Genomic DNA, 12,963 nt, shown 5'->3' with positions numbered 1-12,963 from the left:
GAGCATCCTCACACCGCCACCGGCGCTTTGATCGCCGGGTGGTGCTGGTAGCCGGCCACGTCCAGATCGTCGTAGGTGTAGTCGAAGATGCTCTCCGGCACCCGGCCCAGCGACAGGGAGGGCAGGGGGAAAGGCTGACGCGTGAGCTGTTCGGCGACCTGCTCGCGGTGGTTGTCGTAGATGTGGCAGTCGCCGCCCGTCCAGATGAAGTCGCCGACGCCCAGTCCGGTCTGCGCGGCGACGAGGTGGGTGAGCAGGGCGTAGGAGGCGATGTTGAAGGGCACCCCGAGGAAGAGGTCGGCGCTGCGTTGATAGAGCTGGCAGCTGAGCTTGCCGTCGGCCACGTAGAACTGGAAGAACGCGTGGCAGGGCGCGAGCGCCATCTGAGGGATCTCGGCGACGTTCCACGCCGACACGATCATCCGGCGTGAGTCGGGATCCGTCTTGATCGTGTCGATGACCTGGCTGATCTGGTCGATGTGCTCGCCGCTCGGAGAGGGCCACGAGCGCCACTGCACGCCGTATACCGGGCCGAGTTCGCCGTCGGCGTCGGCCCATTCGTCCCAGATGGTGACGCCGTTCTCCTGCAGCCATCTCACGTTCGACTCGCCGCGGAGGAACCAGAGCAGCTCGTACGCGATCGACTTGAAGTGCACGCGCTTCGTCGTGATGAGCGGGAACCCCTCGCTGAGGTCGAACCGCAGCTGCGCGCCGAAGACACTCGTGGTGCCTGTTCCCGTGCGGTCGGACTTCGCCACACCCGTTGCGAGTGTGTGCCGCAGCAGATCTTCATAGGGCGTGCTCAGTGACGTATTCATCGCACCCAGCCTATTTGACTCAGGGCGGGAGTAGCGTTTCGGTATGCCCACCAACATCACAGAGATCAACGACATCCCGATCGCCACCACGACCGGAACCGACACCTCGCTCGCCGAGTTCGACGGCAAGGTCAAACTCATCGTCAACGTGGCCTCGCGCTGCGGGCTCGCGCCGCAGTACGAGAAGCTCGAGCAGCTGCAGAAGACCTACGGTGAGCGCGGCTTCACGGTGCTCGGCTTTCCCAGCAACCAGTTCCTGCAGGAGCTCGGAACCGCCGAGGCGATCAGCGAGTACTGCTCCACGACCTGGGGCATCACGTTCCCGATCTTCGAGAAGATCAAGGTGAACGGGCGGAGCGAACATCCGCTCTACACCGAGCTGAAGAAGGCGGCCGACGCCGAGGGCAAGGCGGGCAAGGTGAAGTGGAACTTCGAGAAGTTCGTCGTGACGCCCGACGGTGCCGTGCACCGGTTCCGCCCGCGCACGGAGCCGGATGACCCGGCCATCGTCTCGCTCATCGAGCAGTCGCTGCCCGAGGCCTGAGCGGGCCGCAGGGGGCGGGGCGGGGTGGGGCAGCACAGAGCTCCTGCGGCCAGCCACCGCCCCCGCCGTCTCAGACCGCCGTCGACCCCCGCACCACCAGCTCGGTCGGGAGCATCGTCACTCGGGCGACGTCACGCCCCTCAATGACCCTCACCAGCACGTCGGCCATCTTCGCACCGAGTTGGTTCGACGGTTGGCGCACGGTGGTGAGCGGGGGCGTGGCGGTCGCCCCGAAGAAGTTGTCGTCGAATCCGACGACGGCGATGTCTCCGGGGATCGAGAGGCCGCGTTCGTTCAGCACAGAGTAGACACCGGCGGCCATCTGGTCGTTCGCGACGAAGAGGGCGTCGAGCGGGATGCCCCGGTCGAGCATCCGCGTCATCGCTGCCGCCCCGGAGTCCGGAGTGAAGTCGCCGGCCTCGATGAACGAGTGCTCGAGGCCGTGCGCCTCCAGGGCGTCGCGCCAGCCGGTGAGGCGGTCGAGGCCCGGCGGCATGTCCTGCGGCCCCGCGATCGTGCCGTGGTGGCGGAACCCCTGCCCGATCAGGTGTTCCGTCGCGGCGCGGGCGCCCGCGTAGTTGTCGACGTCGACGAAGTAGGTGGCAGCCGTGCCTTCGACGAGCGGCCGGCCGCCGAAGACCACGGGGAGGGTGCGGCTCACCTCACCGAGCGAGTGGTCGCCGCTGTGGTGCGAGACCACGAGCGCCCCGTCGACGTTGCCGCCGAGCAGGTAGCGCTGCGTCTTCTCGGGGGTCGCATCCGACGCAATGAGCATCGTGAGGGTGTACTCGGTGTCGGCCAGGTGCAGGGCGATGCCCTGGGTGACGCTGGCGAGGAACGGGTCGGAGAACAGCCGAGCCGTCGACTCCGGCATGACCAGGGCGATGGTGCGGGTTCGCCGGCTGGCGAGGCTGCGTGCGGCCCGGTTGGGAACGTAGTTGAGCGCGGTGATCGCGTCGTTGACCGTGTCGATGACCCGCGGGGAGACCTTCGGGGAGTTGTTGACGACCCGCGAGACCGTCGCCCGGGAGACGCCGGCGAGGGCCGCGACCATCTCGAGTGTGGGTGAGCCGCCCTGGATGCCGGTCACGTGTTCTCCCCACCTCCGTTCGACGCCGATTGTCTGCCCCCCAGTGTAGGGCGCGGCCGATCCGGTTCCGGGAGAGCGCTCCGGCCGCGCATCCTGCAACACTGGTACCCATGCAGCGCACAGATCCCGCACCAGAGGTGACCGAGGGCGACCGCGCCCCCCGTTTTCCCCGACTGCGGGAGCTGGTGAACCAGCGCCGTGGTTTCTCTGACAGCGAGAAGACGGCAGCCGCCCTGCTGCTGGTTGCGACGGTTCTCGCGCTGGTCTGGGCGAACCTACCACTCGGCAGTTCCTATGATGACTTCTGGCATTCGACGGTCTCCCTGCAGGTCGGCACGAACACGCTGGAGCTCGACCTGCGGTCGCTCGTCAACGAGGGCCTGATGACGCTGTTCTTCTTCGTCGTCGGGCTCGAAGTGAAACGCGAGTTCGCGCTGGGCGAGCTCAGCGTGTGGTCGCGGGCGGTCGTTCCCGTCAGTGCGGCGGTGGCCGGTCTCGCGATCCCGGCCGTGATCTTCGTGCTCATCAACAACCAGGGCCCGGCCACGCACGCGTGGGGCGTCGTGATCTCGAGCGACACCGCCTTCCTGCTCGGGGCACTGGCGATCGTCGGCCCGCGCCTGCCAGGTCACCTCCGCACCTTCCTTCTCGCGCTGGCCGTGGTGGATGACATCGGGGCGCTCGCGGTGATTGCGATCTTCTACACCGACGAGGTGCATTTCGTGCCCCTGATCGTGGCAGCCGTGACCCTCGTCGGCATTTGGGCGCTGCGGTGGGTGAGTGTCGCCCAGGGTCCGCTGTATGTCGTGCTGTCGATCGTGGTCTGGGTGGCGTTGCTCGCCTCGGGCGTGCAGCCGACGCTCGGCGGGGTGGCGATTGCGCTGCTGATCCCCGTCTTCACTCCGAGGCGGATGGAGGTCGAGAGGGCCGCCGAGCTCAGCCGGGCGTTCCGCCAGTCGCCGAATCCTGCGTACGCGCAGGCGGCCGTGCGCGGGCTGCTGAACTCGGTCTCGGTCAACGACCGTCTGCACACCCTCTACATTCCGTACACGAGCTTTCTCATCCTGCCGATCTTCGCGCTCGCGAATGCGGGAGTGCACCTCAGCGCGGAGACGCTCGCGGCGGCCATCCGTTCGCCCCTCACGTGGGGTGTGATTGCGGGTCTCGTGATCGGCAAACTGGTGGGCATCACCGGAATCACGGCGCTGATCAGGATCTTCAGGCTCGGCGTTCTCGCACCCGGCCTCACCCTCGGGCGGATCGCTGGCGGCGCCGCCCTCTCGGGCATCGGCTTCACGATCTCGCTGTTCATCATCGATCTCGCCATCGAGGATCCGCAGCTGCAGGATGAGGCCCGCGTGGGAGTGCTCGCCGCCTCGCTGATCGCGTTCGTGCTCGGCTGGGCGATCTTCCGCATCGTCGACAGGGTGCAGCCGCCATCCCGCCTCAGTCTCGTGCTCGCCCGCCCCGTCGATCCGGCTCGCGACCACATCCGGGGGCCGGTGGATGCCCCGCTCACGCTCGTCGAATACGGAGACTTCGAGTGCCCGTTCTGTTCGCGCGCGACGGGCTCGATCGACGAGGTGCGGGCGCACTTCGGCGACAGCCTCCGCTACGTCTGGCGGCACCTGCCGCTCACCCGCGTGCATCCACACGCCCTGCTCGCCGCGCGGGCCAGCGAGGCCGCAGCGAACCAGGGGAAGTTCTTCGAACTGGCACCGATCATGTTCGCCCACCAGGACGCGCTCGAACTCGACGACCTGTTGGGCTACGCTGCGTCGCTCGAACTCGACCTCGACCGGTTCGAGGAGGACATGAGATCGAGCGAGGTCGTCAACCGGGTGCGCGACGATGCGATCGATGCGGAGTTGATGGATGTGCACTCCACCCCGACGTTCTTCATCTGCGGCAAGCGGCACTCGGGGCCGTACGACGCGGCGACGCTGATTCGCGAGCTGTACGAGTCGGGGCAGACCCCTCAGGATGCTGGCTTAGGCTATTTCCGTACGCCACCGAGCAGCGAGGAGAGCGTGTGAACAGGATGACCGGAATGCAGATTCGGCATTCGATCGTCAACGGCTCCGCGGCCGAAGTCGCCAACATCGTGCTCCCGTCCGACTTCGTCGAACTCGACTGGGCGAACCTCGACTTCCTCGGCTGGCGGGACTCGCACTCGCCGCACCTCGGGTACATCATCCGGTGGAACGGTGACGAGCCGGAGGGCATCATCGTGCGCGAGGCCGACGGCCCGCTCTCGAGGCGGCGCATGATGATGTGCCAGCTCTGCCGGGCCACCCACACCGAGCACGGCGTCTCGCTGTTCAGCGCGAAACGCTCGGGGGAGGCGGGGCTTGCCGGCAACACGGTCGGAACGTACATCTGCGCGAACCTCGGCTGCTCGGCGAACATCCGTGTAGAGGTTCCGCACGCGTCGTACTACGCCGACCCGCAGAGCGTGCTCGACCAGAAGGTCGAGGGGCTCCAGTCGCGGGTGAACGGGTTCCTCGGCGACGTGATGCGGCCGCTGGACTGAGCGGCGCTGTGCGCAGAAGAGGGCCAGATGGTCGTTGTGGACCACGGGGCCTCCGCTCGGCCGCCATCCTCTTCCAAGCCCGCCCGAGGGTGGTTCAGGCTGGCCGGACGACCAGCGGCGGTCAGAGACCGGCCGTGCCGAAGAGCAGGCCGAGCAGGTAGGTGACACCCGCGGCGCCGTAGCCGATGGCGAGCTGGCGGAGCGCCCGGCGAAGCGGCGGACCTCCCGACAGGATGCCCACGACAGCGCCCGTGCCGAGCAGGGCGATGCCCACCAGAACGGCCGCGACGATCAGCGCCGGGAGGCCCTGCAGGCCGAACAGGTAGGGCAGCACCGGGATGATCGCACCGGACGCGAAGAAGCAGAAGCTCGAGACGGCGGCGCTCAGGCCGGTGCCGACCGCTTCGTGCTCGTCGACCTCCTCGTGGGCTGCGGCGTCGGCCGTGCCGGCTGGGGCGCCCGGGCCGGTTGTGTCGCCGGGTTCCGCTGGCCCGGCTGCGGCGCTCGCAGAACGGTCGGTCGCGACATCCGGAGCCGCCTTCGCGACCGCCGTGAGGTCGATCGCGCCGGTCATGACGGCGTGCCCGCGGAGCACCTCGGTCGCGTGAGCCTCGGCATCCTCGGCGCTCATACCCCGCGCCCGGTAGACCAGCGCGAGTTCGTTCGCGTCGACGTCGAGGTGGGGCACCGCGCGCGTGGCTTCGGGGTTCGGCGTGGAGGCCTCGAGCAGCTCCCGCTGCGACCGCACCGACACGTACTCCCCGGCCCCCATCGAGAGCGCGCCGGCCAATAGTCCGGCCAGTCCCGTCACCAGTACCACGGCGTTCGGAACCCCGCTCGCCGAGATGCCGATCACCAGGGCCAGGTTCGACACGAGTCCGTCATTCGCTCCGAACACGGCGGCGCGGAACGTTCCCGACAGACGGTTGCGTCCGCGCGCGGCGAGGCCTCGCACCACTTCGGCGTGAACTTGCTCGTCGGCGGCCATCGCGGGCGTCGCGTCGGAGTCGTTGGCGTAGGGCGAGCGTGTCTCGGCGCGCTGGGCCAGCGCCAGCACGAAGACCGAACCGAACCGCCGGGCCAGGAAGCCGAGGATGCGCGTGCGGATGTCGCCCCGGTGCGTGTTGCCGATGTTGTCGCCGAGCAGGGCGCGCCAGTGTGATTCGTGGCGCGCTTCGGCCTCGGCCAGGGCGAGCAGGATCGCCCGTTCCTCACCGGTGCGCCGCTCGGCCAGGTCGCGGTAGACGGCCGCCTCGGCGCGTTCGTCGGCCAGGTACTGCCGCCAGCGCCGGATGTCGGAGCCGCGCGGTTTCGGTGCTGCGGGCGCCAGGTCGTGACTCATGCTCCCATTATCGCCGGGCGCTCGCGCGCCAGCTGGCACGGGTGCCGGGCGGCGCGCTGGGCGGGCTCGGCTCAGCGCGGCTTCGGCGCGATCGAGTTGGGGTTCGTGCGGGCGTGACGCTCTGCGCGCTCCTTCTGGGCTGCCTTCTCGGCGCGCTCCGTCTTGATGCGTGCGTTGTCGTCCATCACGCCGGCCTGGCGGGCGCGCTCGACGACCAGCCACTCCGGCGGGGCCTCCAGCAGCGCCTTGATCTCCGGCGTCGTGAACGCCTCGTCGACACCGCCGCGCGTGAGGCCCGAGATCGAGACGCCGAGCTTGCGAGCGACCTCCTGCCGCGGGAACGGCCCGTTCAGTCGCAGCTCCACGAGCCACTCCGGCGGGGACTCGAGCAGCGCGTTGAGCTCAGCGCGCGTCACGTCGCCCTCCTGGAAGTCGGCCGGCGCCGCGGGGAGGTAGATTCCCAGTTTCTTCGCCGCTGTGGCGGGCTTCATGGTCTGGGGTGATTTCGCGGGCGTCATGAGGCCAGCGTATCCTGACCAGTGTTGCTGGCGGATGATCGGGGCGTGACCATGACGAACGAGCACTCCGGCGATGCCGCCCCCGTGCCGGCACCGGATGTCGCCACGACGCCCCCGCGCACCGAGGATGCCGCCCCGGGCATCCGGCCGTTCTCCCTCGCCTTCGTCGCCGGCGTCACCGTCACGAAGTGGACCAGGCTCTGGGCCGAACGCCGCGCCGAGACCCCGCTCGAGGTCTTCCGCTCGGAGACCGACCGGCAGGTCGCCGTGCTCCACGAGCAGTCTGCAGACGTCAGTTTCGTGCGGCTCCCTGTCGAACAGGAGGGGCTCAGTGTCATCAACCTCTACAGCGAGGTGCAGGTCGTCGTCGTTCCGAAGGATCACCCGGCCTCCGTCTTCGACGCCGTCACCGTCTCCGACCTGGCCGATGAGCACCTGCTGCAGGATCCCGACGACGTGCCGGAGTGGCGCGACATCGCCACCGAGGTCGCCGACGGTTCGCGGAGGCCGCTTCGCGACATCCGGAGCATCGACGACGCCGTCGAACAGGTCGCCGCGGGTGTCGGCATTCTGATCGTGCCCCAGGCGATCGCTCGGCTTTCCAGTCGTAAAGACGTGGTCTACCGCCCGGTTTCGGATGTCGCGGAGACCCGGATCGCGCTCGCCTGGCTGACCGAGGGCGCCACCGCCGACATCGAGGAGTTCGTCGGCATCGTGCGGGGGCGTTCGGCGTCGAGTTCGAGGGCTCCGTCGCGGGAGGCCGACGATGCGGCACCGGATGCGCGGGTCAAGAAGATCGGACCGGTGGCCAAAGCGAAGGCCAAGGCCCGTGCCGCGGCGGAGGCCGAAGCGGCATCGGGCAAGCGTTCCGGCGCGAAGAAACCCGCCGCCACCCAGGCCGCCCGCAAGAAGAAGCAGTCGGATGCTGCCAATGCTGCGCAGGCGCGGAGGCGCAAGTTCGGCGGGAAGCGCTGACGCTCCTCCGCGCCTCCTTCCTCTCGTCCACAGACCGCTGATCTGTCGGGGTTTCCACAATCGACCGCAAGAGGCAGCGCCGATCTTCGTGTGCTGGCAGTGTGGGACGTGACGAAAGGCAGGCCATGAAAGCCGTTGTTTACTCCCGTACAGGCGGGCCAGAGGTGTTGGAGCTCGTAGACCGTGAACTTCCCGCGGTCGAGGCCGGCGAGGTGCGCGTGCAGATCGCGGTGTCCGGCGTCAACCCGACCGACTGGAAGTCACGGGCAGGCTCGGGAACCTCTGCTGAGGTCGACCCGGAGCAGGTTCCCAATCAGGACGGCGCCGGTGTCGTCGATGCCATCGGGCTCGGGGTCACGCGTTTCGCCGTGGGCGACAGGGTGTGGGTGCGGGACTCCGCGTTCCAGCGACCCACCGGCACCGCGGCCGAGTACACGGTGCTGCCCGACCACCTCGTGAACCCCCTGCCCGACGGTGTCTCGTTCGACGTGGGTGCGTCGCTCGGCATCCCCGCGCTGACGGCCCACCGTGCCCTCACGGCGCGGGAGTCCGGCCCTGCGCGGCTGTCGCCGGGCTCGCTGCTCGGCACGACCGTGCTCGTCGCCGGCGGTGCGGGAGCAGTCGGCCACGCCGCCATCCAGCTCGCCACCTGGGCGGGTGCGACGGTCATCACGACCGTGAGCAGCCCCGAGAAGGCCGGCCTGGCAGCGGCGGCCGGTGCGCACCACATCGTGAACTACCGCACTGAAGACGTGGTTGCCCGCGTGAAGCAGCTCGCCCCGAGAGGTGTCGAGGTCATCGTCGAGGTCAACCCGCTCGAGAACATGGCCGACGATGTGGCCGTCATCGCCCGGGGCGGCACGGTCGCCATCTACGTCTCCGACGAGCCCGATGAGATCCCGGTGCCGGCCCGCGCGAGCATGATCAAGAACGTGCGCCTGCAGTTCGTGCTCACCTACACGACGAGCGAGGTCGAGAAGGCCAACGCGGTCGCGGCGGTCACGGCCGCAGCAGCAGCCGGCGCGCTCGAGGTCGGCGACGACCACGGGTTGCCTCTTGTCCGCTTCGTGCTCGCCGACACGGCTGCCGCCCACGCGGCGGTCGAGGGCGGCGCCGTCGGCAAGGTGCTGATCGACGTGGCCGGGCTGTGACGGAGGCGCGCTGTGACGGAGGCGACCGTGACCGGTGAGTCAGCGGACGAACGCGCGGTGGCAGAGCCGGATTGGGTCACGCACGCCATCCTCTGGCAGGTGTACCCGCTCGGTTTCACCGGTGCTCCGATCTCGGTCGGGGCCCAGGATGCCGCGGCCGCCCGTGGAGCCGACGGCACTCACTCGCTCGACCGTCTGGTCGGGTGGCTCGACTACGCCGTCGAACTGGGAGTGTCGGGCCTTCTTCTCGGGCCCGTCTTCTCTTCCGAGACTCACGGGTACGACACGGTCGACTACTTCCGGATCGACCCGCGCCTGGCCGGCACGACCACCGGGGACAGCTTCGAGGTGCTTCTGCATGAGGCGCACGCGCGCGGGCTCCGGGTTGTGCTCGACGGGGTGTTCAACCACGTCGGGCGGAGTTTCCAGCCGTTCCGCCGCGCGCTTGCCGAGGGGCAGGCAGCGCCGGAGTTCGGCTGGTTCCGGGCGATCGGTGACCCGCCGGCCGATCCGTCGCACCAGCAGTTCGAGAACTTCGAGGGCCACGATGCGCTTGTGCGCCTGAACCACGACGAGCCGGCGGTGGTCGACTTCGTCACGGAGGTGATGAACCACTGGCTCGCCCGCGGAGTCGACGGCTGGCGCCTCGATGCGGCGTATGCGGTTCCCGCGGCGTTCTGGGCCCGCGTTCTGCCACGGGTTCGGGCCGAGCATCCGCAGGCGTTCGTCTTCGGCGAGGTGATCCACGGCGACTACTCCGCGATCGCGCGCGAGTCGGCGTTCGATTCGGTGACCCAGTACGAACTCTGGAAGGCGATCTGGAGTTCGATCTCCGATGCGAACTTCTGGGAGCTGAGCGCGGCCCTTGAGAGGCACAACGGGTTCCTGGAGAGCTTTGGGCCGGTGACCTTCGTGGGCAACCACGACGTGAACCGTCTCGCGACCTCGATCGCCGACGATCGCCACCGCGCCCACGCTCTCGTCGTGCTGATGACCGTCGGGGGCACGCCCACGGTCTACTACGGCGACGAGCAGGGGCTGGCGGCGGCGAAGGAGGAGCGCGAGGGCGGTGACGATGCGATCCGGCCCGAATTCTCTCCGGCCGGCCCGAATGCCCTGCCGCCCGGCGGCTGGCCGGTGTACCACCTGCACCAGGAGCTGATCGGCCTGCGTCGACGGCACCCGTGGCTGCACTCCGCGCGCACAACGAACATCACGCTGACGAACGAGTTCTTCGCCTACGAGGTGGCGGCAACCGGAGGGTCCGAGCGGCTCGTCGTGATGCTGAACCTCGGCGACGCTGCGTCCACGCAGACGGTGGGCGGAGGCCCGAGTGTCGCGGCCGGTGAGGCTTCGCTCACGCCGGCCGATGGCGGGGCGACCTCCGCCACGGTGCCAGCACACGGCTGGGTCGTGCTCGATCCCGCCTGACCCGGTGAGTGAGCCCCTGCCCGACCCGGAGAGCGCGACCCCGCCTGACCCGGTGGGTGCGACGCCGCGAGCGGAGGTCAGGGCGCGAGGGCGAGGCCGAAGCCGCCGGCGGGGTGGGGGGCGATGGTGACGCGGTCGAGCGCGTCCACCCAGAGGTCGGCGGCCAGCGCCTCGCGGGGGGCGGTGCCGCCGACGCCGAGCACGAGACAGCCGGCGGCCCGGGCTGCCGCCACGCCGGCGGGGGCATCCTCCACGACGAGGCAGCGCGCGGGGTCGACGCCCAGCATGGCAGCCGCGCGGAGGAACGGCTCGGGGTCGGGCTTCGGGTTCACCACGTCGTCGGCGGTGATCACCACGCCCGGTGCCGGGATGCCCGCAGCCGCCATCCGGGCGGTCGCGATCGCGCGCGTGCCCGAGGTCACGATCGCCTTCGCCCCCTCCGGGAGCGCGGCGAGCAGGTCGAGTGCGCCCGCAATCGGAACGATGCCGTCGACATCCTCGACCTCGAGCTGCTGGATGCGTGCCGAAGCTTCGCTCACTCGCTCCGCAGCGACGACCGCCCGGATGAGCGCACCAGCGGTGCGCCCGTGGTTCTCCTGTACCGCCTGCGCGCTGAACCCGTACTCCAGAGCCAGAGTCTCCCAGCTCCGCAGTACCGCCCCCGTCGAGTCGAGAAGGGTTCCGTCGAGGTCGAAGAGCACCGCGTCGAACGTCTTTCCGAAGAGCGGCGACAGCGGGTCGACCGGCTCACGGATGCCGAGTTCCCGAAGCACCCGCGGCACCTGCTGCGTGGTGGCGAGGGCGGCCTCGATGCGCAGATGCGGCACCCGCGGGGCGGGGACGCCCGCCACGCCCGCCTCGGCACGAGCCCCAACGCCAGCCCCAACGCCCGCCACGGCATCCGCCGGCCTGAATGCGTCGCGCGCTTCGCCCCGCGCAGCCCTGCGTGCCGCGAGCAGCGCCGGAGACCCGTCGACGTGCACCACGACGATCTCGGCGGGTGCAGCGGCCGCGACGAGCGCGTCCCACTCCGCCCCGCCCCGCAGTTCCGCTGTGAACGGCGCGACCAGCACGGCGCCGAGGCCCACGCGAGTGAGATCTGCGGCCGCCTCACGGAGTACGGCATACCGACCGTTCCGGATGACAGGGGCGTGCGGCCCCGTCAGCCAGTGTTCGCCGGGCAGAACGTCGGACAGGGCATCCAGAAGCGGGTTGGTGAGCGTGTCGAGGTCGAGGATCGGCAGGGCGAGCCGCGCCGCGAGTGCTCGGCCCAGAGTGGTCTTGCCGCTGCCGGCAACCCCTGCAACGACGAGAACGAAGGGCTTTCGCTCCGTGTTCACCTGAGCGACTTGACTTTGTTCTGCCATAGGAGTCAATATAGCAGAGACAACGTTGTCTCCGACGAGACTGACCGCCTCAGACCGCCGTGATCACAGCGAGACAACCTTGCCTCATCGAGACGCCTGATTCCATCATCAGAGTCCTCCCCGAACAGCTACCGAAAGACCAAGAGACCCCAGCACCATGCAGGAGCGAGCAGGCATCAAAGACGTCGCCGCCGCGGCGAACGTGAGCATCAAGACGGTGTCCCGTGTCATCAACGGCGTCAGCACTGTCGAGCCCGCCATGCGGAAGCGTGTTGAAGAGGCGATCGCCCTGCTCAACTATGTTCCGAACACCGCGGCCCGCTCGTTGAAGACAGGCGCGGGCAACACGGTCGGCGTCGTCGTCGACTCGATCGATGACGTCTTCTTCTCCTCGCTGGTGAGCGCCATCGAGGATCGCGCCATCCCCATGGGCCTCGCCGTCATCGTGGGCAGCACCGGGTTCGACGCCGCCCGCGAACGCGACCAGCTGCTGCGCCTGGCCGGCCAGAACGTGCGCGGCGTCATCCTTGCGCCGGTGGGGGAGGAGCACGACTTCCTCGAGCCGTACCGCTCGATCATGCCGGTCGTCACCGTCGACCGCTCGGTGCCCGGGTTCGATTCGGTCACCGTCGACGACTACTCCGCTGCCCGCGAGGGTGTCGAGTTGCTGGTTGCGAGCGGTCACCGCCGCATCGCCATGGTCGGGTTCGATTCACGGATCCAGACCGCCAACCGCCGTCGCCGCGCCTATGAAGACGTGCTCGTCGCGCACGGCATCCCGCTCGACCCGCAGCTCGTTCCCGAGGTGTCCTTCGAGAGTGAGGCCGCTCGCGGCGCGCTGCAGAACGTGCTCGCTCTAGAAGAGCCGCCGACAGCCCTCTTTCTCGCGAACGCCCGGCACGCGGCATCCGTCGTGGCCGCAATGCACCACCTCGGCCGCACCGATCTCGCCGTGCTCTCGTTCGGCGACTTCTCGCTCGCCGACTCGGTTCAGCCGTCGATCAGCGCCATCGACCAGGACCCGTACCTGCTCGGCGCCCTCGCCTTCGAGCGGCTCGTCGAGAGACTGGCCGATCCCACCCTCGAACCTGTCGACCGCACGGCCCCGACCGAGTTCCGTTCGCGCGTCTCGCACACCATCCGGGCGCTGGCGCCCGCCGACCGCGCCCCAGCGCCCACCGAAAGGGGCTGAGC

The 12,963-nt window shown here is 69.3% G+C and carries 12 protein-coding genes; 7 read left to right on the top strand and 5 right to left on the bottom strand.

From position 1 onward, the window contains the following. Positions 1 to 8 precede the first annotated feature (8 nt). Positions 9 to 818, bottom strand: coding sequence for a thymidylate synthase (locus tag B7R21_RS14530; RefSeq protein ID WP_116283954.1), 810 nt, complete (start codon positions 816 to 818; stop codon positions 9 to 11). Positions 819 to 861: 43 nt separating this feature from the next. On the opposite strand from B7R21_RS14530, the gene B7R21_RS14525 reads away from it, so the two are divergent. Beyond that, the gene (locus B7R21_RS14525; RefSeq protein ID WP_116283953.1) at positions 862 to 1,362 is read left to right on the top strand and encodes a glutathione peroxidase; all 501 of its coding nucleotides are present in this window, start codon (positions 862 to 864) and stop codon (positions 1,360 to 1,362) included. Positions 1,363 to 1,432: 70 nt separating this feature from the next. On the opposite strand, the gene B7R21_RS14520 is transcribed toward B7R21_RS14525, so the two are convergent. Next, entirely contained in the window at positions 1,433 to 2,416 is a 984-nt protein-coding gene (locus tag B7R21_RS14520) for a LacI family DNA-binding transcriptional regulator (protein ID WP_116284266.1), read from the bottom strand. Positions 2,417 to 2,562: 146 nt separating this feature from the next. Between B7R21_RS14520 and nhaA the strand changes: the two genes are divergently transcribed. Both nhaA and B7R21_RS14510 read left to right on the top strand, forming a co-directional pair. Further along, positions 2,563 to 4,488 carry a Na+/H+ antiporter NhaA gene (nhaA, locus tag B7R21_RS14515; RefSeq protein ID WP_116283952.1) on the top strand — a complete coding sequence of 642 codons (1,926 nt, stop codon included), beginning with the start codon at positions 2,563 to 2,565 and terminating at the stop codon, positions 4,486 to 4,488. Between the two features lie 14 nt (positions 4,489 to 4,502). After that, positions 4,503 to 4,985 carry an FBP domain-containing protein gene (locus B7R21_RS14510; RefSeq protein WP_172592187.1) on the top strand — a complete coding sequence of 161 codons (483 nt, stop codon included), beginning with the start codon at positions 4,503 to 4,505 and terminating at the stop codon, positions 4,983 to 4,985. A gap of 121 nt (positions 4,986 to 5,106) precedes the next feature. On the opposite strand, the gene B7R21_RS14505 is transcribed toward B7R21_RS14510, so the two are convergent. After that, the gene (locus B7R21_RS14505) at positions 5,107 to 6,327 is read right to left on the bottom strand and encodes a VIT1/CCC1 transporter family protein (RefSeq protein WP_116283950.1); all 1,221 of its coding nucleotides are present in this window, start codon (positions 6,325 to 6,327) and stop codon (positions 5,107 to 5,109) included. Positions 6,328 to 6,398: 71 nt separating this feature from the next. After that, positions 6,399 to 6,845 carry a DUF5997 family protein gene (locus tag B7R21_RS14500; protein ID WP_116283949.1) on the bottom strand — a complete coding sequence of 149 codons (447 nt, stop codon included), beginning with the start codon at positions 6,843 to 6,845 and terminating at the stop codon, positions 6,399 to 6,401. Between the two features lie 51 nt (positions 6,846 to 6,896). Between B7R21_RS14500 and B7R21_RS14495 the strand changes: the two genes are divergently transcribed. From B7R21_RS14495 to B7R21_RS14485, 3 genes are all read left to right on the top strand, one after another. Beyond that, positions 6,897 to 7,820 (top strand): LysR family substrate-binding domain-containing protein, encoded by a 924-nt coding sequence (locus tag B7R21_RS14495; RefSeq protein WP_253259862.1) that lies wholly within the window; start codon positions 6,897 to 6,899, stop codon positions 7,818 to 7,820. A gap of 125 nt (positions 7,821 to 7,945) precedes the next feature. Continuing rightward, positions 7,946 to 8,971: an NADPH:quinone reductase gene (locus tag B7R21_RS14490; protein ID WP_116283947.1), complete on the top strand. Its 1,026-nt coding sequence runs from the start codon at positions 7,946 to 7,948 to the stop codon at positions 8,969 to 8,971. Positions 8,972 to 8,998: 27 nt separating this feature from the next. Then, the gene (locus B7R21_RS14485) at positions 8,999 to 10,402 is read left to right on the top strand and encodes an alpha-amylase family protein (protein ID WP_253259830.1); all 1,404 of its coding nucleotides are present in this window, start codon (positions 8,999 to 9,001) and stop codon (positions 10,400 to 10,402) included. Positions 10,403 to 10,479: 77 nt separating this feature from the next. Here the strand turns inward: B7R21_RS14485 and B7R21_RS20465 are convergent, their stop codons facing one another. Beyond that, positions 10,480 to 11,769, bottom strand: a complete 1,290-nt coding sequence (locus B7R21_RS20465) for an HAD-IA family hydrolase (RefSeq protein ID WP_116283946.1) — start codon at positions 11,767 to 11,769, stop codon at positions 10,480 to 10,482. Between the two features lie 157 nt (positions 11,770 to 11,926). On the opposite strand from B7R21_RS20465, the gene B7R21_RS14475 reads away from it, so the two are divergent. After that, positions 11,927 to 12,961, top strand: a complete 1,035-nt coding sequence (locus tag B7R21_RS14475) for a LacI family DNA-binding transcriptional regulator (RefSeq protein WP_116283945.1) — start codon at positions 11,927 to 11,929, stop codon at positions 12,959 to 12,961. Positions 12,962 to 12,963 lie beyond the last annotated feature (2 nt).

Source organism: Subtercola boreus (assembly GCF_003399625.1).
GTDB classification, from domain to species: domain Bacteria; phylum Actinomycetota; class Actinomycetes; order Actinomycetales; family Microbacteriaceae; genus Subtercola; species Subtercola boreus_C.
Note: the sequence above shows the minus strand (reverse complement) of the source record. Positions and strands in the feature narration are given on the sequence as shown.

Bases quoted from the DNA above. Each gene is read 5' to 3' on its own strand.
- B7R21_RS14530 (WP_116283954.1), bottom strand. From the start codon at position 818: ATGAATACGTCACTGAGCACGCCCTATGAAGATCTGCTGCGGCACACA.
- B7R21_RS14525 (WP_116283953.1), top strand. From the start codon at position 862: ATGCCCACCAACATCACAGAGATCAACGACATCCCGATCGCCACCACG.
- B7R21_RS14520 (WP_116284266.1), bottom strand. From the start codon at position 2,416: ATGGTCGCGGCCCTCGCCGGCGTCTCCCGGGCGACGGTCTCGCGGGTC.
- nhaA (WP_116283952.1), top strand. From the start codon at position 2,563: ATGCAGCGCACAGATCCCGCACCAGAGGTGACCGAGGGCGACCGCGCC.
- B7R21_RS14510 (WP_172592187.1), top strand. From the start codon at position 4,503: ATGCAGATTCGGCATTCGATCGTCAACGGCTCCGCGGCCGAAGTCGCC.
- B7R21_RS14505 (WP_116283950.1), bottom strand. From the start codon at position 6,327: ATGAGTCACGACCTGGCGCCCGCAGCACCGAAACCGCGCGGCTCCGAC.
- B7R21_RS14500 (WP_116283949.1), bottom strand. From the start codon at position 6,845: ATGACGCCCGCGAAATCACCCCAGACCATGAAGCCCGCCACAGCGGCG.
- B7R21_RS14495 (WP_253259862.1), top strand. From the start codon at position 6,897: ATGACGAACGAGCACTCCGGCGATGCCGCCCCCGTGCCGGCACCGGAT.
- B7R21_RS14490 (WP_116283947.1), top strand. From the start codon at position 7,946: ATGAAAGCCGTTGTTTACTCCCGTACAGGCGGGCCAGAGGTGTTGGAG.
- B7R21_RS20465 (WP_116283946.1), bottom strand. From the start codon at position 11,769: ATGGCAGAACAAAGTCAAGTCGCTCAGGTGAACACGGAGCGAAAGCCC.
- B7R21_RS14475 (WP_116283945.1), top strand. From the start codon at position 11,927: ATGCAGGAGCGAGCAGGCATCAAAGACGTCGCCGCCGCGGCGAACGTG.